Origin of the sequence: Nocardioides pini (assembly GCF_026712185.1) — a bacterium.
Lineage (GTDB): Bacteria > Actinomycetota > Actinomycetes > Propionibacteriales > Nocardioidaceae > Nocardioides > Nocardioides pini.
On record NZ_JAPPUX010000002.1, the window covers coordinates 293,989 to 314,543 of the forward strand.

A 20,555-nucleotide genomic window follows, 5' to 3' on the forward strand; every position below is an offset into this window, starting at 1 on the left:
AAGTCTGTCACGCCTGCGTCGTTCGGGCCTCAGTCAGGCAGGGTGTCCCCGGGCATCGTGCTGAGCCGGCGGACGAACCAGTCGGACCGCGGGTCCTTGACCGGCTCGACCCGCACGTTGGCCCCGAGCACGGTCGCGCCCCCCGCACCGGCCAGCACGAGCGGCAGCTGGAGGGTCCGCACCTGCGGCAGGTCGTGCTGCAGCTGCGCCACCTGGCGCACGAGCCGCTCGATCTCCGCGACGTCGACGATCTCGCTGCCGCGGTAGCCGAAGAGCAGCGGCGAGGCCTTGATCTCGCGCACCATGTCCTGGGCGTCGTGGTCGGCGAGCGGCGGGATCCGGAACGACCGGTCGCCCAGCAGCTCGGTGAGCGGGCCGCTGATGCCGAACGACAGGACCGGGCCGAAGAGCGGGTCCTCCATCGTCGCGATGGTGACCGGTACGCCGGGGGGCGCGTTGCGCTGGACGACGAAGCCGGCGTTGTCCGGGTCGGTGATGAGGTGCGTGAGCGACTTCCAGGCCTGGGCCATCTCGTCGGGCGTGTCGATGTTGCGCCACACGTGGGCGAGGTCGGGGCGGTCGCGCAGGTGGTCGGCCGTCGCCTTGAGCACCACGTCCCAGCCCAGTGCCTCGCCGGCGGTCGTCGCCTCGTCGAGCGTGGCGACGGCGTAGGTGTCCCACAGGTCGATGCCGTAGGCGGTGAGCAGGCGGAACTGCTCGTCGAAGTCGAGGTCGCGTCCCTCCGGGTGGCGCATCAGCACCTCGTTGACGAGGTGGCGGGCCGCGTCGAGGTCGTTGACGCCCGGCTCGACGGGGGCCGCCTGCGGCACGCGCAGCCACACGGCGTACTCGACGACGTGTGCCAGGGCGCGGACCGCGGCCTCGACCTCGGGGTACGACGGCACGGACCCGCGCCCGGCGCTGGAGCCGGCGACGTCGGGCACGCGCAGCAGCTCGGGGACGCCCTCGGTGCCGAGGAACGTCGACACGATCGGCTTGTCGGACTGCTCGCCGACGGCGGCGAGCACGTTGGCGACGTCCTCGCGGGCGCCGGCGACGTTGAGCGGCGGGATGAAGATCGCGACGACGGCGTCGACCTCGGGGTCGTCGATCGCGGCGTCGAGGGCGTCCTCGAAGTCCTCCGCGGTCGCGTCGGAGCCGAGCGCCTCCTGCCGGTTGACGACCAGGCCGACGGAGTTGGCCGCGTCGGCGGCGAGCAGCCCGAGGGCGTCGGAGTTGCCGACGATCGCGACCCGGCGCCCGCGCGGGAGCGGCTGGTGGGCGAGCAGCTGGGCGACGTCGAACATCTCCTCCAGCGACTCGACCTGGATGATCCCGGCCTGCCGGAACATCGCGTCGACGGCCTCGCCGGGCGCCCCGATCTTGCGCACCGCGTGGCCCATCGGAACACCCTGGGAGCTGCGGCCCGAGCGCACGGCGACGATGGGCTTGCGGCGGCTGACCCGCCGCGCGATGCGGGAGAACTTGCGCGGGTTGCCGATGGACTCGAGGTAGAGCAGCACGACCTCGGTGGCGTCGTCCTCCTCCCAGTACTGGAGGAGGTCGTTGCCCGACACGTCGGCGCGGTTGCCCGCGCTCACGAAGGTGGTGAGGCCGAGCCCGCGGTTCTGCACCTTCTCGAGGATCGCGGATCCGAGTGCGCCGGACTGGCAGAAGAAGCCCGCGCGACCGCGGGGCGGCATGACCGACGAGAGCGAGGCGTTGAGCTGAACGTCGGGGTCGGTGTTGATGATGCCGAGGGCGTTGGGGCCGATGAGGCGCAGGCCGTAGGAGCGGGACAGCCCGACCAGGCGCCGCTGCCGCATCCGGCCCTCCTCGCCGGTCTCGGCGAAGCCCGACGAGATCACCACGAGGCCGTGGACGCCCTTGGCGGCGCAGTCGAGGACGACGTCCTGCACCGACTCGGCCGGTACGGCGACGATGGCGACGTCGACGTCGCCGGGGATGTCGCCGACCGACTTCCACGCGGGCATGCCGGACACCGAGTCGGCGCTGGGGTTGACCACGTGGATCCGGCCGGTGAAGTTGCCCAGCACGAGGTGGCGCACCAGCGCGCGCCCGATGGTGTCCTGCCGCCGGCTGGCGCCGATGATCGCGACCGACCTCGGGGAGAAGAAGCGCTCGATCGAGGCGTACTCCGCGCGGTGCTCGCGCTGCTCCATCACGCCGAGCGCGGTGTCGGTCGGGTCGATCCGGAACACCAGCTCCATGACGCCGTCCTCGAAGGTGCTCCTCACCTGATAGCCGGCGTCCTTGAAGGTGTGGATCATCGCCTGGTTGTCGGGCAGCACCTCGGCGACGAACTCCTCGATCCCCCGCTCACGGCCCGCCTGGGCGAGGTGCTCGAGCAGGAGCTGGCCGATCCCGCGCCCCTGGTGGGCGTCCTCGACGAGGAACGCGACCTCGGCGTAGCCGGGGCGGATGGTGTCGTAGCGCCCGACGGCGATCATCTGGCCGGCCACGAGCAGGATCATCGCGACCCGGTCGCGGTGGTCGACCTGGGTGAACCGGTCGAGGTCGCGCTCGGAGAGCTCGGGCATCGGCGAGAAGAACCGGTAGTACTTCGACTGGTCCGACACGCGGCTGTAGAACTCGACGAGCAGCGCGCGGTCCTCCGGCTGGATCGGCCGGATGTGGGCCGTGCGCCCGTCGCGCAGCAGGACGTCGGCCTCCCAGTGGCGGGGCGGGCGCGTCGCGCGCACCTCGTCTGCTGCAGCGTCCGCTTCGGTCACGACAGCAATCTATCGGCTGCCCTCTCGAGGTGGTCGAGTAGCCGAGCGAGGAACGAGCGAGGCGTATCGAGACCTTCCACAGATGCCGTCGGGGGCCTGTCACCGGCCTCCGCAACCCGCGACGATCGGGCGATGACCGGCTACGTGTACATGCTCGAGTGCTCGGACGGCTCCCTGTACGTCGGTCTCGATACGCCCGCTCGCTGGCGCTCGCGGGCTACTCGACCAGCGAGGAGAGCGTTCCCGGCGTGCCCCCGTCCTCCCGCACCACGCCAGCGGGGAGAATGGCGCCCATGGCACGACGTACGAAGCAGGAGCCCCTCCCGGACGACTTCGAGGAGCACATCCTCGACACCGACATCCGCGACGAGATGCAGACGTCGTTCCTCGAGTACGCCTACTCCGTCATCTACTCGCGGGCGCTCCCGGACGCCCGCGACGGCCTGAAGCCGGTGCAGCGACGCATCCTCTACACGATGGACGACATGTCCCTCCGGCCCGACCGCGGGCACGTCAAGAGCGCGCGCGTCGTCGGTGAGGTGATGGGCCGGCTGCACCCGCACGGCGACGGCGCGATCTACGACGCGCTGGTCCGCATGGCGCAGCCCTGGTCGATGCGGCTGCGCACGGTCGACGGCCACGGCAACTTCGGCTCGCCCGACGACTCCCCCGCCGCGATGCGCTACACCGAGTGCCGGATGGCGCCCGCCGCAGTGGCGATGACCGCCTCGATCGACGAGGACACGGTCGACTTCAAGCCCAACTACGACTCGCGCGAGATGGAACCGGTCGTCCTGCCGGCGGCCATCCCCCACCTGCTGGTCAACGGCTCGGCCGGCATCGCGGTCGGCATGGCCACCAACATCGCCCCGCACAACCTCGTCGAGGTCGTCCAGGCGCTCAAGCACCTCATCACCCACCCCAAGGCCTCGCTCGACGACCTGATGCGCTTCGTCCCGGGTCCCGACCTGCCCACCGGCGGCAAGATCGTGGGCCTCGACGGCATCCGCGACGCCTACGAGACCGGCCGCGGCACGTTCAAGATGCGTGCGACGGCCCGCGTCGAGTCGGTGACGGCCCGGCGCAAGGGCATCGTGGTCACCGAGCTCCCCTACGGCGTCGGCACCGAGCGGGTCATGGAGCAGATCAAGAAGCTCGTGCTCGGCAAGAAGCTGCAGGGCATCGCCGACATCAAGGACCTCAGCGACCGCGACCACGGACTGCGCCTGGTCATCGAGATCAAGAACGGATTCGTCCCCGAGGGCATCCTCGAGCAGCTCTACCGCCAGACCGCGCTCGAGGACTCCTTCGGCATCAACGCCGTCGCCCTCGTCGACGGCCAGCCGCGCACGCTCGGCCTCAAGGAGATGCTCGAGGTCTTCCTCGCCCACCGCTTCGACGTCGTACGCCGGCGCTCCGCGTTCCGCCGTGCCAAGGCAGCGGACCGGCTGCACCTCGTCGACGGCCTGCTCGTCGCGATCCTCGACATCGACGAGGTCATCCAGGTGATCCGCGGCTCCGACAACGCCGCGGCGGCCAAGGAGCGCCTGATCTCGGTCTTCGACCTCACCGAGGTGCAGGCCGACTACATCCTCGACATGCCCCTGCGGCGCCTCACCAAGTTCAGCAAGCTCGAGCTCGAGAAGGAGAAGAGCGAGCTCGAGCGCACGATCGAGTACCTCGACGCGATCCTGGCCGACGAGAAGCTGCTGCGGAAGGTCGTCTCCGACGAGCTCACCGACGTCGCCAAGGAGCACGGCACGCCGCGTCGCACGGTCCTGCTCGGCGCCGCACCGGCCGTGACGGCGGCAGCGGCGGTCGAGGTCACCGACGACCCGTGCTTCGTCCTGCTGTCCTCGACCGGCCTCGTCGCCCGCACCCGCGACGACCAGGAGCCAGGACGCGGCGGCGACCGCGCCAACCACGACGTGACGGTCTCCGCGGTCCTGTCCTCCAAGCGCGGTGAGGTCGGCCTGCTGACCAGCCGCGGCCGCCTGGTCCGGGTGCCGGTCATCGACATCGGCGCCGAGCTCCCCGCCACCGCCAACGACCCCCACGTCGCCGGCGGCGTCCCGCTCAGCGAGCTCGTGGCGCTCGAGGCGGGCGAACGGGCGCTCGCGCTCACCTCGCTGCGCACCGACGGTCCCGGCCTGGCGCTCGGCACCCGCGACGGCGTGGTGAAGCGGGTCAACCCGGAGGTGCTGAACCGCGACGACTGGGAGGTCATCGGCCTGAAGGACGGCGACGAGGTCGTCGGCGCGGTCGAGCTCGTCACCGGCGAGGAGGAGCTCTGCTTCATCTCCACCGACGCCCAGCTGCTCCACTTCCCCGCGTCCGGGGTGCGCCCGCAGGGGCGTTCCGGGGGCGGCATGGCGGGCATCAAGCTCGGCGCAGGCCAGCAGGTCGCGTTCTTCGGCGCCTTCGACCCGGCCGACGCGGTCGTCGTCACGGCGTCCGGGTCGTCCACGGCCCTGCCCGGCACGGAGGCGGGCGCGGTGAAGGTGACGCCGTTCACCGAGTACCCCGGCAAGGGCCGCGCCACCGGAGGCGTGCGCAGCCACCGCTTCCTCAAGGGAGAGGACACCCTGGTCGCCGCCTGGGCGGGCCCCGGTCCGGCCCGCGCGGCCGCCTCGAGCGGCGCACCCGTCGACCTCCCCGAGGCCAACGGCCGGCGCGACGGCTCGGGCGTGCCCGCAGCGCAGCCCATCGCGGCGGTGGCGTCGCCCGTCGCGGCCCAGGTCGCGACGCGAGTCGCCCGGCCGGCCGGGGACACCGGTGACGCAGCCGCCCCTGTGGAAGGCTGACGGCATGCTCGCTCGCGCCCGCACGTCCGGACGGCTCACCGTCACGGTCGCCGCCCTCGTCCTCGCCCTCCCCGTCCTCTCCGCCTGCTCCGGCGACGACGGCGGCAGCGGAGGTGGTGGCGACGAGGGCCCGACGCCCGAGGAGGTCCTCGCCGAGGCGGCCACGACCCTGAGCGGGACCAGCGGCGTCGACCTCACCCTGTCCACCCCGTCGCTGCCCGACGGCGTGTCCGGCATCACCAAGGCGGCCGGCACGGTCACCCAGGCGCCCGCCTTCGACGGCACGATCACCGTGGTGTTCGCCGGCCAGACCGTCGACGTGCCCGTCGTCGCCGTCGACGACACCGTCTACGCACAGCTGCCCTTCACGCCGGGCTGGAACAAGGTCAACCCGAAGGAGTACGGCGCTCCCGACCCCTCGAACCTCGTCGGCCAAGACGGCTTCGCCGGCCTGCTCGAGCAGACCGAGTCGCCGGAGGCGGGTGAGAGCGTGCGCGGCGGCGCCGACAACACGGAGATCCTCACCACCTACTCCGGCACGGTGCCGGGCACCGCCATGAAGGCGATCATCCCGTCGTCCTCGGGCGACTCCTTCGACGTCGAGTGGCAGGTGGCCGACGACGGCGAGCTGCGCAAGGCCACGCTCACCGGGGTCTTCTACCCCCGCGCGGAGCCGATGACCTACACCGTCGAGTTTGCCGACTACGGCACCGAGAAGGACATCACCGCACCGTGAGCACCACCGCGGGCGGCACGGTGGTCCCGCGCACCTCGCGGGCGCTCCTCGCCATGGCGGCCGTCGCCGTGGCGTTCGCGGCGGCCGACACCTACGTCGTCGTGCTCGCGCTGCCCGACATGATGACCGGCGTCGGCGTGCCGATCGACCAGCTGCAGCGAGCAGCACCGATCGTCAGCGGCTTCCTCCTCGGCTACGTCGCGATGCTCCCGCTGATCGGCCGGATCGCCGACCTGCGCGGCCGGGTGCCGGTGCTGGTGATGGCACTCGTGCTGTTCGCGCTGGGCTCCCTCATCACCACGGTGGCCTACGACATGCCGAGCATCGTCGCCGGCCGCTTCCTCCAGGGCGTCGGCGGCGGGGGCCTGGTCCCCGCCACGCTCGCGCTGGTCGCCGACCTCTACCCCGTCGAGCGCCGGGGCGTCCCGCTGGGCGTGGTCTCGGCGGTGCAGGAGATCGGCTCGGTCCTCGGCCCGCTCTTCGGCGCGGCGGTCCTCGCCGTCGCCGACTGGCGCCTGATCTTCGCCATCAACCTCGCCGTCGGCCTCGTGCTCGCCGCCGCCATCCGGGCGATCGCGCCCCACGAGGGCCCGCCGGGCGCCCGACGCCTGCCCGACCTCGTCGGGCTCCTCCTGCTGCTCCTCACCCTCGCCTGCGCGGCCGTGGTCTTCCTGCGCCCGGCCCCACTGATGCGCGACCTCACCTGGGGCCGGCTCTTCGTCCCGTTCTCCGGCGACGGCCGCTGGCTGACCCCGATCGGGGCGGCGACGGTGGTCGCGCTCGTCCTGCTGCTGGTCTGGTGCTGGTTCGCGCCCCGGCCCCTCCTCGACCTGCGCGAATGGACCCGCGTGCTCGTCGACGCCGACCTGGTCGGCGCCCTGCTGCTCGCGGCCGCCCTCGGCGGAGTGATCCTCGCGTTCGCGACCGCCGACCCGAAGGTCGAGGTGTTCTCGCCGCAGGGCCGGTGGTACCTCCTCGGCGCCCTTGTCGCTGCCGCGGCCTTCGCGTGGCACGTACGCCGCGCCGCGAACCCGCTCGTGCCCCGCGGCGCACTCCGCCGTACGCCGGCGTGGGGCGCGCTGCTGGTCAGCTTCTTCGTGGGCGCCGCGCTGATCGCCGCCCTCATCGACATCCCGCTCTTCGCGCGCACCACCGTCTACCCGGACGACCAGCTGCCCGCGGCACTCGTGCTGGTCCGGTTCCTGCTGGCGCTGCCGGTGGGCGCGGTGGTGGGCGGCTACCTCATCCGCTTCCTCTCCCCCGGCCTCGTCACCGCGATCGGCATGGTGCTCGCCGCGGCCGGCTTCGTGCTGATGACCCGCTGGGGGCTCACGACGATCGAGGAGCCCATCGCCAACCTCGCGCTCGTCACCGGGGGCCTCGGCTTCGGGCTGGCGCTCGCGCCGGTCAACGCCGCGCTGCTCGCGTCCACCGACGACGACGTCCACGGGGTGGCGAGCGCCTTCATCGTCGTGGCGAGGATGGTCGGGATGCTGGTCGGCATCTCCGCGCTGACCACGATCGGGCTGCGCCGCTACTACTCCGAGCAGCTCGCCGTGCCGCCCGTGCAGGAGGTCTGCGACGGCAAGAGCCGGTGCAAGGAGTTCTCCGACCTGCTGCGGGTCGCGGGCATCGCCCAGGAGCACGCGGTGTTCTGGGGTGCCGCCGGGTGCGCTGTGGTGGCGGCGGTCCTCGCGCTCGTGCTGTTCCGCCAGGTGCGCCCCACCCGGCTGGCCGCGCGGGACGTCTTCACCGGGGGCGCCTGAGGGGCGCTAACCTGCGGGACGTGAGCGACTTCGACGACCTCCTGCAGGCCAACCGCGCGTTCGCGGACACCTTCGACCTCGGCGGGTTCGACGGCAAGGCCCATGCCGGCATCGCGCTGGTCACGTGCATGGACTCGCGCATCGACCCCCTGAGGATGCTGGGGCTCAAGCACGGCGACGCCAAGATCTTCCGCAACCCGGGCGCGCGGGTGACCCCCCAGGCGCTCGAGGCCCTCGTGCTGGGCGTGCACCTGCTCAACGTCCAGCGCATCCTCGTGGTCCCCCACACCCGCTGCGCCATGGCCTCGTCGTCGGAGGAGGAGCTGCGGGCCAAGGTCGGCGAGTCCGCAGGCGTCGACGCCAGCTGGGCGTCGTTCGGCGTCGTCACCGACCAGCTCGACCAGCTGCGGCAGGACGTCGCCAAGGTGCGCACCCACCCCCTCATCGGGGACCGCGCCCAGGTCGGCGGCTTCCTCTACGACGTCGACTCCGGCCTGCTGACCCAGCACGTCTGAGGCGCTACTCGGACTCCGGGAGTCCGTACCTCGCCCTCTGCTGGCGGATCGTCTCCGACACCCCACCGGGCGCGACCGACGCGGTGCGCTGCGCAGTCCGGTCGATCCGGTACGCGTCGAGCGTGCCGTGCCGCACGGCCAGCCTGATCACCCAGTAGCCGACGAAGGCGGCGAATCCCCAGACGGGGACCATGACGAGCAGCAGCTCGGCGAACCCGATGTCCATCCGCGGCACGCTATCCGCTCACGCGTCCAGCGTCTCGACGTCGACCTCATAGGCCCCCTGCACGATGAACTCCTTGCGCGGGGCCACGTCGGAGCCCATGAGCAGGTCGAAGACCTTGCTCGCCTCGTCGACGTCGTCGATCGTGAGCTTGCGGAGCGTGCGGTGGCGCGGGTCCATCGTGGTCTCGGCCAGCTGGTCGGCGTCCATCTCGCCGAGGCCCTTGTAGCGCTGGACCGGGTCCTTCCAGCGCACGTTCTTCTTCTTGAGCTCGGCGAGCTTGCGCTGCAGCTCGTCGTCGGAATAGGTGTAGATGTACTTGTCCATCCCCTTCTTGGGGTTGGACAGCTCGATGCGGTGCAGCGGCGGCACGGCCGAGAAGAGGCGGCCGTCGCGCACGAGGTCGGGCATGTACTTGAAGAACAGGGTCGCGAGCAGGCAGCGGATGTGCGCGCCGTCGGAGTCGGCGTCGGCCATGAGGATGATGCGGCCGTAGCGCGCCGCCTCGAGGTCGAAGGTGCGCCCCGAGCCGGCGCCGACGACCTGGATGATCGAGGCGCACTCGGTGTTCTTGAGCATGTCGCCGACGGTGGCCTTCTGCACGTTCAGGATCTTGCCGCGGATCGGCAGCAGCGCCTGGAACTCGCTGCTCCGCGCCGCCTTCGCGGTGCCCATGGCCGAGTCGCCCTCGACGATGAACAGCTCGGTGCGCTCGGTGTCGGTGCTGCGGCAGTCGAACAGCTTGGCCGGCAGCGCCGAGGACTCCAGCGCGTTCTTCCGCCGCTGGTTCTCCTTGTGCTGGCGCGCCGCGAGCCGGGTCTTCGACGCGCCCGCGACCTTCTCCATCAGCAGCTTGGCCTGGGCCTTCTCGGCCCGCTTGGTGGAGGTGAGGAACGACTTGAGCTCGCCCGCCACGACCTTGCGCACGACGCTCCGGGCGGCCGGGGTGCCGAGGATCTCCTTGGTCTGGCCCTCGAACTGCGGCTCCGCCAGCCGCACCGTCACCACGGCCGTCAGGCCCTCGAGCACGTCGTCCTTGATGACGTCGGTGTCGGCGGCCTTCAGCACCTTGGCGGCGCGCATCGAGTCGTTGAACGTCTTGGTCAGCGCGGCCTCGAAGCCACTGACGTGGGTGCCGCCCTTGGGCGTCGCGATCACGTTGACGAACGAGCGCACCTCGGTGTCGTACGCCGTGTCCCACCGCACCGCGACGTCGACGGCGAGCTCGCGCTCGACCTCCTGCGGCGTCATGTGTCCCTTGTCGTCGAGCAGCGGCACCGTCTCGGTGAACGTGTCGGTGCCCTGCAGGCGGAGGATGTCGGTCACCGGCTCGCCGTGGGAGAGGAACTCCACGAACTCCGCGATGCCGCCGTCGTGGCGGAACTTCTCCTCGACCATCTCCGAGGTGCGCCGGTCGCGGATGACGAGCTCGAGGCCCGGGACGATGTACGACGTCTGCCGCGCGCGGCCGATGAGGCCGTCCATCTCGAAGCGGGCGTCCTTGGTGAAGATCTGCCGGTCGGGCCAGAACCGGATCCGGGTGCCGGTCCTCCCCTTCGCCACCCGCTTGCCCTTGCGGGTCAGGCCGGACTGCGGGGTGAACGCCGCACCCGGGCCGTCGCCGTCGAACACGCCCGGCAAGCCGCGCTGGAAGGACAGCCCCTGCTGCGAGGGCGACCGGTCGACGTCGATGTCCATGCGGGCGGACAGGGCGTTGACGACGGACAGGCCGACGCCGTGGAGGCCGCCGGTGGCGACGTAGGACCCGCCGCCGAACTTGCCGCCGGCGTGGAGCTTGGTGGCGACGACCTCGACGCCCGACAGGCCGGTCTTGGGCTCCTTGTCGGTCGGGATGCCGCGGCCGTCGTCGTACACCTCGACCGAGCCGTCGTCGTGCAGCGTCACCTCGACGCGGTGCGCGACGCCCGCGAGGGCCTCGTCCACGCCGTTGTCGATGATCTCCCACAGGCAGTGCATCAGGCCGCGCGTGTCGGTCGATCCGATGTACATGCCCGGACGCTTGCGGACCGCGTCGAGCCCCTCGAGGACGAGGAGGTGCGCGGCGTTGTAGGTGTTGTCGGATGGTGCTGCCACAAGGGAAGAACCTACCTGCGACACGCCGGGCGCCGACGGAGGCACGCCTGTCCCGGGCCGCGCATGGACAGGTCTAGCGTGGGGAACCGGAGAGGTATCACTTCGGCAACGGTCCGTCCACGCTTGAGGACAACGCCCGCGGCGGGGAGTGTGACGTGATTGACTTGACGAGTTCTCGAACCTGATGCACCGCAGGGAATCTTTGCCCCACTGGCTACGTTGGGCCAGACACCGATGAACAGAAATGAGGCTGACGTGACCACTGCCACCGCACCCACCCAAGCCGTCCTCACGGCCGGTGACCGCTGCGACCGCTGCGGCGCCCAGGCCTACCTCCGAGTGGAGCTCCAGACCGGCGGCGAGCTGCTGTTCTGCGCTCACCACGCCCGCGAGCACGGCGAGAAGCTCCGCGAGGTCGCCGCGACCGTCCACGACGAGACCCACAAGCTGGACACCCCCGCCGCGGGCAGCGAGGCCTGAGCGACACCGACCGACCCACCGACTTCCAGAACGGCCCCGGACACGCTCTCCGGGGTCGTTCTGCGTCCCGGCCCCGTCCTGGCCGTCCCCGCCCGTCCCGCTACCCGTCTGGAAGGCTGTCGCCCGTGAGCGCCACCGAGCTGATCGTCGCCGTCGCCATCGCCGTGGGCATCGCGGGGATCATCGTCCCCGTCCTGCCCGGGACGATCCTGGTCCTGGCCGCGATCCTGGTGTGGGCCCTGGAGGTCGGTACGACGACCGGGTGGGCCGTGTTCGCCGTCTGCGCGCTGCTGCTCGTCGTCGGCTCGGTGGTCAAGTACCTCCTGCCGGGCCGGCAGCTCAAGACGGCCGGGGTGCCCAACCGCACGTTGCTCGTGGGGGCGCTGCTCGGCTTCATCGGGTTCTTCGTGGTCCCGGTCATCGGCATGTTCATCGGGTTCGTCCTCGGCGTCTACGTCGCCGAGCGGGCGCGGGTGGGCGGTGCGCTCGCCTGGCCGTCCACGAAGGGGGCGCTGCGCGCCGTGGGCGCGTCGATCCTCATCGAGCTGGTGGCGGCCCTCCTCGCTGCGGGCGCGTGGGTCGCCGCCGTCGTGGCGACCTGAGGACGCCGGCGTGGCCGTCCTGCTCGCGCTCGCGGCAGCCGTCGCCTACGGGCTCTCGGACTTCGTCGGGGGCCTCGCCGCGCGTCGTACGTCGGCGTGGCCCGTCGCCTTCGTCGGCAGCGCCGTGGCCTTCGCGGGCGCGGTCGGCCTCGCCCTGCTGACCGAGGGCTCACCCGCCCGCGCGGACCTCTGGTGGGGCGCGCTCGCCGGCGTCGGCAGCGGGGTGGGCGGCGCCTTCCTCTACCGCGGCCTGGCGGCCGGACGGATGGGCGTCGTCGCGCCGATCTCGGCCGTGGGTGCCGCGCTCCTGCCGGTGTGCGTCGGCGTCGCCGCGGGCGAACGTCCCGAGCTGGTGGTGTGGGCGGGCATCGCAGCCGCGGTCCCGGGCATCTGGCTGGTGAGCCGCGAGCCCGGCGGCTCAGGAGACCTCGCGGCAGGGATCCCCGACGGCGTCCTGGCCGGCGTCGGCTTCGGGCTGCTGTTCGTCGCGATGGGCCAGGTCCCCGAGGCGGCCGGGTTCGCGCCGCTGGCGGTCGCCCAGGGGGTGGGCGCCGTCGCTGTCGCGCTCACCGCAGCCCTGCTCGGTGCGCGCTGGGTCCCCGACCACCCCTCGCAGGCGTGGGGTGCCGTCGCGGGGGTGCTGTCCACCGCGGCGGCCGCGGCCTTCCTCCTCGCCACCCAGACGGGGCTGCTGACGATCGCGTCCGTCGTGACGTCGCTCTACCCGGCCGTCACCATCGGCCTGGCGGCGCTCGTCCTGCGCGAGCGCGTCCATCCGCCCCAGGCGGTGGGGCTGGCGCTCTGCGGGCTCGCGGTGGGACTGGTCGCGGCGGCCTGAGGACGACGCGCGGGCCTCAGGCGCTGAGCCCCGAGGCGATGGGCAGGGTCCACCGGTGCCGCTTGGGCGCCCAGTCGACGACCGGGGTCGACCCGTCGGCCTGGTCGACCATCTTCACCGAGACCCGGACTGACGTCGCGCGGTCGAGGCAGTCGCGACTGACGACGGCGCGGAAGACCTCCTGGCCCCACTTGGGCCGGGCCGAGTAGTCGCAGCGGACCCGGTCGTCGCTGCCGCGCCACCCGTCGGCCACGGTCAGGACGTAGTCGGTCCCGTCGCCGAGGCCGCTGCTCAGGACGTACTCCGGCCCCTTCTCACCGCGGTCGGTGTCGAAGAAGACCGACACCCCGGCCGCGCTCGAGCGCATCAGCTCGGCGAACCGCACCTTGACGAGCACGTTCTCCTTGCCGTGGTTGGCGTCGAGCGCGTAGATGTCGGTGAGCGACCCCTTGGCGTCGGCCGGGTCGTCGATGCTGTAGAACTCCGCGTGCGCGGGCGCCGCCAGGAGGGCGGTGAGCGCGGCGGCGGGGACGGCGAGGAGCGAGATCCGAGTTCTCATGTCGCGAGTCTGTCACCGTCCACCGCCCCTGCGTCACCCACTTCGGGTGGTGCGTCGGGTGCCCGGTGGCACGATGTCGGCATGACCGGGGCCGTCGGCGGGGGCGTACGCCGCTGCGGTGCGGTCCTCGCCCTGGTCGCAGGCGGCGCGGTCGCGGGGTGCACCCCGTCCGCCGGGCCGGCCTCGGACGGACCACCCCGCGACGCGCTGACCGCGACGGCCGCCACGCCGCTCCCGACCACCCCCGGGCACACCGCCCGTGAGCCGCGTCCGGCCCCGGTGAGCATCGCCCTCGCGGGAGACGTCCACTTCGAGGGACCGCTGGCGTCGCGGCTCCGCCGCCCGGCCACCGCGCTGGCGCCGGCCACCCCGGCGCTGGCGGCCGCCGACGTGGCGATCGTCAACCTCGAGACGTCCGTCGGCTCCGGCGGGCGCCCCGAGCCGGGCAAGCGCTACACGTTCTCCGCCCCGGCCACCGCCCTCGACGCGCTGGCCTCCGCGGGCATCGACGTCGCGAGCATGGCCAACAACCACGCCCTCGACTTCGGCCGCGAGCGGCTCCCCTCCACGCTCCGAGCCGCCGCCGGCGCCCGGCCCGCGCTGGCTGTCGTCGGCATCGGCGCCGACCGGGACGAGGCCTTCACGCCGGCCGTCACCGACGTCGACGGGACGCGCGTGGCGGTGATCGCCGCGTCGGTCGCCGACCAGGACCCGACGGCCGACCCCACCGGCGGGTGGGCGGCGGGGCCGGACCGCCCCGGCATCGCCGACGCCATCGATCCGCGGCGCCTGCTGCGCGAGGTGCGGCGCGCGGACGAGTCGGCGGACGTGGTCGTCGCCTACCTGCACTGGGGTGTGCAGGGTGAGCGCTGTCCGTCCGCCGAGCAGCGCTCGCTCGCGCGTCGCCTGGTCGGGGCGGGCGCGGACGTCGTGGTCGGCAGCCACGCCCACGAGCTGCAGGGCGACGGTCGGCTCGGACCGGGCTACGTCGCCTACGGACTGGGCAACTTCGCGTGGTACTCCCCCGGTCCCACCGGGGTCCTCACCCTCACGGTCCAGCCGCCGCGGGCGCCGGCGGGGCGGGCGCGCGTCACCGCCTCGCGCTGGTGGCCCGCGACCATCGGCGCGGACGGGCTCGCCGCACCCGACTCCGGGGTCGCGGCAGCCGCCTCGCGGGAGCGCCGCCGGGCCCTGCGCGGGTGCGCCGGACTGGGCTGAAGGCCCCTCAGCGCGGGGCCAGCCAGGCCGCGACCGTGCGCCCGACCCGCTCGAGCTGGGCGGCGGACACGACCGCGGGCACGTCGCCCGCGGAGTGGTACCCGGCGTACGGCGTCGAGCCGAGGCGTGCACCCGGCAGGCCGGCCCGGACGAAGGACCAGTGGTCGCTGCTGCGCTGACCGCCCTCGGCGACCGTGGCGACGCCGGCCCGCCGGGCCGCCGCCAGCAGTGCCCGCTGCACGGCGTCGGAGTCGCCGGCCGAGCCGACCGGCACCCGGGCGCCCACGCCGACCCGGTCCAGCGACACCATGGCCCGCACCGCCCGGCGCTCGGCGGGCCCCATCGCGGCGACGTAGCGCCGCGACCCGTAGTGGTGGTCGTCGTCGCCGGGGCCGCGCGGTTCCTCGGCCCCGAAGGCGACGAACACCGTCGGCAGCCGGGTGGCGCGGTCCGCGGCCGCCTCGGCCACGGCGAGCATCACGCCGACCCCCGAGGCGTTGTCCTCCGCGCCCGGCGCCTGCGGGACCGTGTCGAGGTGCGCGCCCACCACGAGGTGGGGCTCGGCCGGGTCGAACCCGGCCGGGGTGGCGACGACGTTCGCCGAGCGACCGGCCGGCACGGGCACGCCCCACGACTCCCCGGCCGGTACGTCGACGCGCTGGTGCGTGACGTCGTACCCGAGCCGGGTCAGCTCACCGGCCACCCAGCCGGCGGCACGGTCGTACGCCGCACCGGTCGCCTCACGCGGGCCGATCCTGCCCGCCAGGTGGCGGACGGCGCGGGCCGCGGTCGCGGGGTCGACGTCGCCGGCGGAGAGCGGCTCGACGCGCTCGGGCGACGTCTCCACCGTCGGGGACGGCTCGGCGGGCTCCTCTCGCCCGTCGGCCGGATCCTCGACCGACTCCCGAGGTGGTGCGACCGACGCGTCGCGCTCCGGCCGCTCCGTCGAGCACCCGCCCAGGACCAGCAGCGCCACCGCGGCCGACGCGGCCGCTCCCCGTCGCCTCCCGCGCCCCGTCGTCACGCCTCCACCCTGCCAGTCCGGCTCACGTGCGACCACGGGCGACCACGGCGCGGGGCGAGGCGGGGGAACCATCCGCCCCCGGGACGTCGCCGGCCAGGTGCCGACGGTTCCCCACCCCCGAAATGACGAGCAGCGCCGCCCCGGAGGGCGACACTGCTCGTGGTGTGCGTGTGCGGGACTCTCAGTCGAGGTAGTCGCGCAGGACCTGCGACCGGCTCGGGTGGCGCAGCTTCGACATCGTCTTCGACTCGATCTGGCGGATCCGCTCGCGGGTCACGCCGTAGACCTTGCCGATCTCGTCGAGGGTCTTGGGCTGGCCGTCGGTGAGGCCGAAGCGCATCGAGACCACGCCGGCCTCACGCTCGGACAGGGTGTCGAGCACCGCGTGCAGCTGCTCCTGCAGCAGCGTGAACGACACCGCGTCGGCCGGCACGATCGCCTCGGAGTCCTCGATGAGGTCACCGAACTCGGAGTCGCCGTCCTCGCCGAGGGGCGTGTGCAGCGAGATCGGCTCGCGGCCGTACTTCTGGACCTCGATGACCTTCTCCGGGGTCATGTCGAGCTCCTTGGCCAGCTCCTCAGGCGTGGGCTCGCGGCCCAGGTCCTGGAGCATCTGGCGCTGGACACGCGCGAGCTTGTTGATGACCTCGACCATGTGGACCGGGATGCGGATGGTGCGCGCCTGGTCGGCCATGGCGCGGGTGATCGCCTGGCGGATCCACCACGTCGCGTAGGTCGAGAACTTGTAGCCCTTGGTGTAGTCGAACTTCTCGACCGCACGGATGAGGCCGAGGTTGCCCTCCTGGATGAGGTCGAGGAAGAGCATGCCGCGACCGGTGTAGCGCTTGGCCAGCGAGACCACGAGTCGCAGGTTGGCCTCGAGCAGGTGGTTCTTCGCCCGGCGGCCGTCCTCGGCGATCCACTCGTACTCCTCGAGCATCTTCGGGCTGATCCGCCCGCCCTTGGCGAGCTTCTCCTCCGAGAACAGGCCGGCCTCGATCCGCTTGGCGAGCTCGACCTCCATCTCGGCGTTGAGGAGCGGGACCTTGCCGATCTGCTTGAGGTAGTCCTTGACCGGGTCGGCGGTGGCGCCGGCCACCATGACCTGCTGCTCGGGCTCGTCGGTCTCGTCGGCCGCGGAGACGGTGAAGGCCTGCTTCTCGTCCTCCTTGATCGTCGGGTCCGCGGCGACGTCCTTCTCGAACTCGGCGTCGGGGATGTCCGGGAGGACCTTCTTGCCGTCGGGGCCGATGGCGGGCGCCTCGACGGTCCCGAGGTCGACGACCTCGTCACCCGCGGGCGCAGCGGCCGTCGCGGCCTTCTTGGCAGCCGTCTTCTTCGCGGGCGCCGCGGCCTTGGCGGCGGGCTTCGCATCGCCGGCGGCACTCGCCTTCGTGGCGGGGGCCTTCTTCGCCGGGGCCTTCTTGGCGGCGGACGACGTCGCGGTCCGCTTGCTGGTGGCGGCGACCGCACGCATGCCCGCGGCATCGATCTGGACCGAGATGCCGAGGCCGCTGAGGTGCACCAGCAGGGCCTTCAGGTGCCGGGGCTCGACCCCGGCCTCGTCACTGGCGCGCCGTACGTCCTCGGGGGACACGGTGCCGGCGGGAGCAGCACCGGCGACCAGGGCAGCGATGGAGGGGTGCGTCAGCACCTCTGCGGGAAGCAACTTGCGTGCGTGTGAAGACACGAACACCTCTCGTCGAACAACTTCGGGGCGCGGCGAGGCCCGGTGACGTCAAGAGCCGCATCGTCATTCTGCCACGGCCCTCCCGACGGTCCGACATCCGCCCGCGGACCGCGCGTGTCACACCGCCGTGCGCGGGCTCGGCGCGGGCGGTCAGTCCGCGGCGCTCGAGGCAGCCTTCTTGGCCTTCTTCGCCTTCTTGAAGTCGCGCACCTTCTGCAGCGACTCGGCGTCGACCACGTCGGCGACCGACCGGTGGCCGTCGAGGGCGTAGTCCCCCACCACGGCCTCCCAGCCCTCGGGGCGCACGTCGAGCTGCTTGGCGAGCAGCGCGACGAAGATCTGCGCCTTCTGCTTGCCGAAGCCGGGCAGCGCCATCACCCGCTTGAGCAGGTCCTTGCCGTCGGCCGCCTCCGTCCACAGACGGCTGGCGTCCCCGCCGTAGGTCTCCTCGACGATGCGCGCCAGCTCCTGCAGGCGGGCCGCCATCGAGCCGGGGAACCGGTGGATGGCCGGCGGGGTGGCGGCCATCGCCGCGAACTCGTCGGGGTCCGCCGCCGCGATCGCGTCGGGCTCGACCGTGCCGAAGCGGTCCAGGACCTTCGCCGGCCCGCGGAAGGCGTGCTCCATGGGGTACTGCTGGTCGAGCATCATCCCCACGAGAAGCGCGAACGCGGAGTCGTCGAGAACCTTGTCGGCGGCGGGGTCGCCCGTGATCTGGAAGCCCATGGGGCCATCCTGCCCGACTACTGCGCCTTGACCGCCAGCACCGGGCAGGGGGCGTCGAGGAGCACGCGCTGGGCGTTGCTGCCGAGGATGAGCTTGCCGACGGGCGAGCGACGACGCAGCCCGATGACGAGCAGCTCGGCGCCGTTGGCCTCCGCGATGCTGATCAGGTCCTCGGCCGGCTCGAAGCCGCGGACGAGCTGGCGTACGTCGTGCTCGACGCCGGCGTCGTCGAGGCGCTTCCTGATGGCGTCCATGTCGTCGTCGGCGGCGCGGGCGGCCGGTCCGTCGTAGTCCTGCCCACCCCGGTGGGAGTTCACCACGACCAGCTTGCTGCCGCGCAGCTTGGCCTCGTTGATGCCGGCCGCAAGGGCCGCCTCACCCTCCGGCTTGGGGACGTATCCGACGACGACGGTGCCCATGGTGTCTCCTCTCGGGGCCACGACGCCTCGCCGCGGGCCTGCTGGCACCGTAACGGAAACGACCGGGCTACGGCAGCCTGTGGAGGGGTGGGTCGGGACGCCCGCGGCTGCGGCACGCTGGACGGGTGGTCCGACCGCTCGCGCCCCGTCCGGCGCCCCAGCCCGCGCTGCAGGCGCCCGTCGACCGGCACACGCACACCGTCCTCCACGCGGCCACCCTCGCGCTGGTCGAGGAGGAGTCCCGCCGGCGCTTCCCCGTGACGCTGCACGCGGGGGTTCCCGGTCGGTCGGCCCGTCACGTCGAGGACCCGCCGCTCCCCGACGCGGGTCTGCGGGCCGACGTCGTCCTCGCCCTCCTGCGTGCCGCCGCGGCGCTCGACCCGCGCCCGGCCCTGTGGCTGACCCGGCCGGGCGAGCTGACGCCGCACGACGACGACCTGCGCTGGGTCGGCCCCGCGGCCTGGGCCGCCCAGGCGCTCGGGATGCCGGTCGGACTGGTCGTGGTGACCCGTCGCGGGTGGTTCGACCCGGTCAGCGACGTGCGACGCGAGTGGCGCCGGTTGCGCCCCCGTCCGGCCGCCGCCCGTGAGCGTCCCTGATCCGCCCGACCCAGCCCGGCCCCACGGCCACTGGGCGGCCTCAGTCCCAGGTGTGGACGGGCTCGTTGCTGTGCATGCGCTCGCGGTAGTCGAGGAGGGTCGCGCGGAGGGCGTCGTAGCGGTCCACTCCCCCGCGCTGGTGCACCCGGTCGACGAACCACCCGGCGCCGCTGGCCTCGGTCTGGCAGCGCTGCTCGATGATGCCCAGGTAGCGGTCGCTCTCCTCCGACGGGACGCCCCACGAGTCGAGCCCGGCACGTGCCATGGGGAGGAGGCGCCTCAGCACCAGCTCCGTGGCGCGGACCTGGCCGAGGCCGGGCCAGTAGACCTGGGCGTCGACGCCCATCTGGGCGGCGACGTGGAAGTTCTCCTCGGCAGCGGAGAACGACATCTGCGACCACAGCGGCCGCTCGCTCTCGACGAGGTAGCGGACGAGGCCGAACCAGAGCGCGGCGTTGGCGATGGTGTCGGCGATGGTCGGGCCCGCGGCGAGCAGGCGGTTCTCCACGCGCAGGTGCGGCCTGCCCTGCGAGATGTCGTAGACCGGACGGTTCCAGCGGTAGATCGTGCCGTTGTGGAGCTTGAGCTCGTGGAGCGCCGGGGTGCCGCCCGACTCGAGCACCTCGAGCGGGTCCTCCTCGTCGGTCACGGGCAGCAGGGCCGGGAAGTAGCGGACGTTCTCCTCGAAGAGGTCGAACACCGAGGTGATCCACCGCTCGCCGAACCACACGCGCGGCCGGACGCCCTGGGCCTTGAGCTCCTCGCTGCGGGTGTCGGTCGCCTGCTCGAACAGCGGGATGCGGGTCTCGCGCCACAGCTCCTTGCCGAGCAGGTAGGGCGAGTTGGCCGACACCGCGAGCTGCACGCCGGCGATGGCCTGGGCCGCGTTCCAGTGGGCGGCGAACTGGTCGGGCGAGGTCTGCACGTGGAACTGCGTGCTGGTGCAGGCGGCCTCCGGGACGATCGAGTCCGACGTCGTGGTGAGGCGCTCCCGGCCGGAGATGCTGATGGTGATGTCCTCCCCGCGCGCGGCGAGGATCTGCTCGGACAGCAGCTTGTAGCGCGGGTTGGCACTGAGGGAGGAGACGGTCATGTGCCCCTCGGCCAGCGTCGGCAGGATCCCGATCATCACCTGGTGGGCGCCGACCTGCGACCCCTTCTCCTCGGCGTCGTTGAGCGAGCGGCGCAGGCTCTCCTCGAACGTCGAGAGGCCCCCCTCGCGGAGCCTGGCGGGCGCCACGTTGATCTCGATGTTGAACTGGCCGAGCTCGGTCTGGAAGTCCGGGTCGGCGATGGCCTCGAGGACCTCGGCGTTCTTCAGGGCCGGGTCGCCGGCGTCGTCGATCAGGTTGAGCTCCATCTCGAGACCGGTCATCGGGTCGTCGGTGTCGAAGGCCGCCTCGCGCAGCATCCGCGCGAACACGTCGAGGTTGCGGCGCACCTTCTCGCGGTGGCGCGTGCGGTCGGCTCGGCTGAACTCCTGCTGGTCGACCTCTTCACCCATGACCG

At 72.7% G+C, this 20,555-nt stretch carries 18 protein-coding genes; 9 read left to right on the forward strand and 9 right to left on the reverse strand.

Going from position 1 to position 20,555, the window contains the following annotated elements; all coding sequences use genetic code 11:
• Window positions 1–29: 29 nt before the first annotated feature.
• Window positions 30–2,753 (reverse strand): bifunctional acetate--CoA ligase family protein/GNAT family N-acetyltransferase, encoded by a 2,724-nt coding sequence (locus NYO98_RS07640; protein WP_268110974.1) that lies wholly within the window; start codon window positions 2,751–2,753, stop codon window positions 30–32.
• 293 nt (window positions 2,754–3,046) lie between these two features.
• Between NYO98_RS07640 and NYO98_RS07645 the strand changes: the two genes are divergently transcribed.
• Genes NYO98_RS07645 through NYO98_RS07660 form a run of 4 tightly spaced genes read left to right on the forward strand, consistent with a single transcriptional unit; the run spans window position 3,047 to window position 8,574 of the window.
• Window positions 3,047–5,557 (forward strand): DNA gyrase/topoisomerase IV subunit A, encoded by a 2,511-nt coding sequence (locus NYO98_RS07645; protein ID WP_268110976.1) that lies wholly within the window; start codon window positions 3,047–3,049, stop codon window positions 5,555–5,557.
• Between the two features lie 4 nt (window positions 5,558–5,561).
• The gene (locus NYO98_RS07650) at window positions 5,562–6,293 is read left to right on the forward strand and encodes an LppX_LprAFG lipoprotein (RefSeq protein ID WP_268110978.1); all 732 of its coding nucleotides are present in this window, start codon (window positions 5,562–5,564) and stop codon (window positions 6,291–6,293) included.
• Complete coding sequence (locus NYO98_RS07655; protein ID WP_268110980.1) at window positions 6,290–8,059, forward strand: MFS transporter; 1,770 nt, start codon at window positions 6,290–6,292, stop codon at window positions 8,057–8,059. Before NYO98_RS07650 ends, NYO98_RS07655 begins: the two co-directional genes overlap by 4 nt.
• A gap of 20 nt (window positions 8,060–8,079) precedes the next feature.
• A complete protein-coding gene (locus NYO98_RS07660) occupies window positions 8,080–8,574 on the forward strand; it encodes a beta-class carbonic anhydrase (RefSeq protein WP_268110982.1) in 495 nt (164 codons plus the stop codon).
• A 4-nt stretch (window positions 8,575–8,578) separates the two neighbouring features.
• On the opposite strand, the gene NYO98_RS07665 is transcribed toward NYO98_RS07660, so the two are convergent.
• Together NYO98_RS07665 and NYO98_RS07670 are read right to left on the reverse strand one after the other, a co-directional pair.
• Window positions 8,579–8,800: a hypothetical protein gene (locus NYO98_RS07665; RefSeq protein ID WP_268110983.1), complete on the reverse strand. Its 222-nt coding sequence runs from the start codon at window positions 8,798–8,800 to the stop codon at window positions 8,579–8,581.
• 18 nt (window positions 8,801–8,818) lie between these two features.
• Window positions 8,819–10,891, reverse strand: a complete 2,073-nt coding sequence (locus NYO98_RS07670) for a DNA gyrase/topoisomerase IV subunit B (protein WP_268110984.1) — start codon at window positions 10,889–10,891, stop codon at window positions 8,819–8,821.
• Between the two features lie 234 nt (window positions 10,892–11,125).
• Here NYO98_RS07670 and NYO98_RS07675 point away from each other — a divergent pair, with 234 nt between their 5' ends.
• The 3 genes from NYO98_RS07675 (at window position 11,126) to NYO98_RS07685 (ending at window position 12,811) form a co-directional block, all read left to right on the forward strand.
• A complete protein-coding gene (locus NYO98_RS07675; RefSeq protein WP_216659052.1) occupies window positions 11,126–11,371 on the forward strand; it encodes a DUF7455 domain-containing protein in 246 nt (81 codons plus the stop codon).
• Between the two features lie 125 nt (window positions 11,372–11,496).
• Complete coding sequence (locus tag NYO98_RS07680; protein ID WP_268110986.1) at window positions 11,497–11,973, forward strand: DUF456 domain-containing protein; 477 nt, start codon at window positions 11,497–11,499, stop codon at window positions 11,971–11,973.
• Between the two features lie 10 nt (window positions 11,974–11,983).
• Entirely contained in the window at window positions 11,984–12,811 is an 828-nt protein-coding gene (locus tag NYO98_RS07685) for an EamA family transporter (protein ID WP_268110988.1), read from the forward strand.
• Window positions 12,812–12,827: 16 nt separating this feature from the next.
• Here NYO98_RS07685 and NYO98_RS07690 read toward each other — a convergent pair whose 3' ends face one another.
• Window positions 12,828–13,370: a hypothetical protein gene (locus tag NYO98_RS07690; protein WP_268110989.1), complete on the reverse strand. Its 543-nt coding sequence runs from the start codon at window positions 13,368–13,370 to the stop codon at window positions 12,828–12,830.
• A gap of 81 nt (window positions 13,371–13,451) precedes the next feature.
• Here NYO98_RS07690 and NYO98_RS07695 point away from each other — a divergent pair, with 81 nt between their 5' ends.
• Complete coding sequence (locus NYO98_RS07695; RefSeq protein ID WP_268110990.1) at window positions 13,452–14,588, forward strand: CapA family protein; 1,137 nt, start codon at window positions 13,452–13,454, stop codon at window positions 14,586–14,588.
• 7 nt (window positions 14,589–14,595) lie between these two features.
• Here the strand turns inward: NYO98_RS07695 and NYO98_RS07700 are convergent, their stop codons facing one another.
• From NYO98_RS07700 to NYO98_RS07715, 4 genes are all read right to left on the reverse strand, one after another.
• The gene (locus NYO98_RS07700) at window positions 14,596–15,612 is read right to left on the reverse strand and encodes a M28 family metallopeptidase (RefSeq protein ID WP_268110991.1); all 1,017 of its coding nucleotides are present in this window, start codon (window positions 15,610–15,612) and stop codon (window positions 14,596–14,598) included.
• A 181-nt stretch (window positions 15,613–15,793) separates the two neighbouring features.
• Window positions 15,794–17,308 carry an RNA polymerase sigma factor gene (locus NYO98_RS07705; protein ID WP_407673874.1) on the reverse strand — a complete coding sequence of 505 codons (1,515 nt, stop codon included), beginning with the start codon at window positions 17,306–17,308 and terminating at the stop codon, window positions 15,794–15,796.
• A gap of 144 nt (window positions 17,309–17,452) precedes the next feature.
• Window positions 17,453–18,028 (reverse strand): HhH-GPD-type base excision DNA repair protein, encoded by a 576-nt coding sequence (locus NYO98_RS07710; protein WP_268110992.1) that lies wholly within the window; start codon window positions 18,026–18,028, stop codon window positions 17,453–17,455.
• 17 nt (window positions 18,029–18,045) lie between these two features.
• Window positions 18,046–18,447, reverse strand: a complete 402-nt coding sequence (locus NYO98_RS07715; RefSeq protein ID WP_268110993.1) for a universal stress protein — start codon at window positions 18,445–18,447, stop codon at window positions 18,046–18,048.
• A gap of 125 nt (window positions 18,448–18,572) precedes the next feature.
• Between NYO98_RS07715 and NYO98_RS07720 the strand changes: the two genes are divergently transcribed.
• Window positions 18,573–19,046 carry a hypothetical protein gene (locus NYO98_RS07720; protein ID WP_268110994.1) on the forward strand — a complete coding sequence of 158 codons (474 nt, stop codon included), beginning with the start codon at window positions 18,573–18,575 and terminating at the stop codon, window positions 19,044–19,046.
• A 40-nt stretch (window positions 19,047–19,086) separates the two neighbouring features.
• Here NYO98_RS07720 and NYO98_RS07725 read toward each other — a convergent pair whose 3' ends face one another.
• Window positions 19,087–20,550, reverse strand: coding sequence for a glutamate-cysteine ligase family protein (locus tag NYO98_RS07725; protein WP_268110995.1), 1,464 nt, complete (start codon window positions 20,548–20,550; stop codon window positions 19,087–19,089).
• Window positions 20,551–20,555 lie beyond the last annotated feature (5 nt).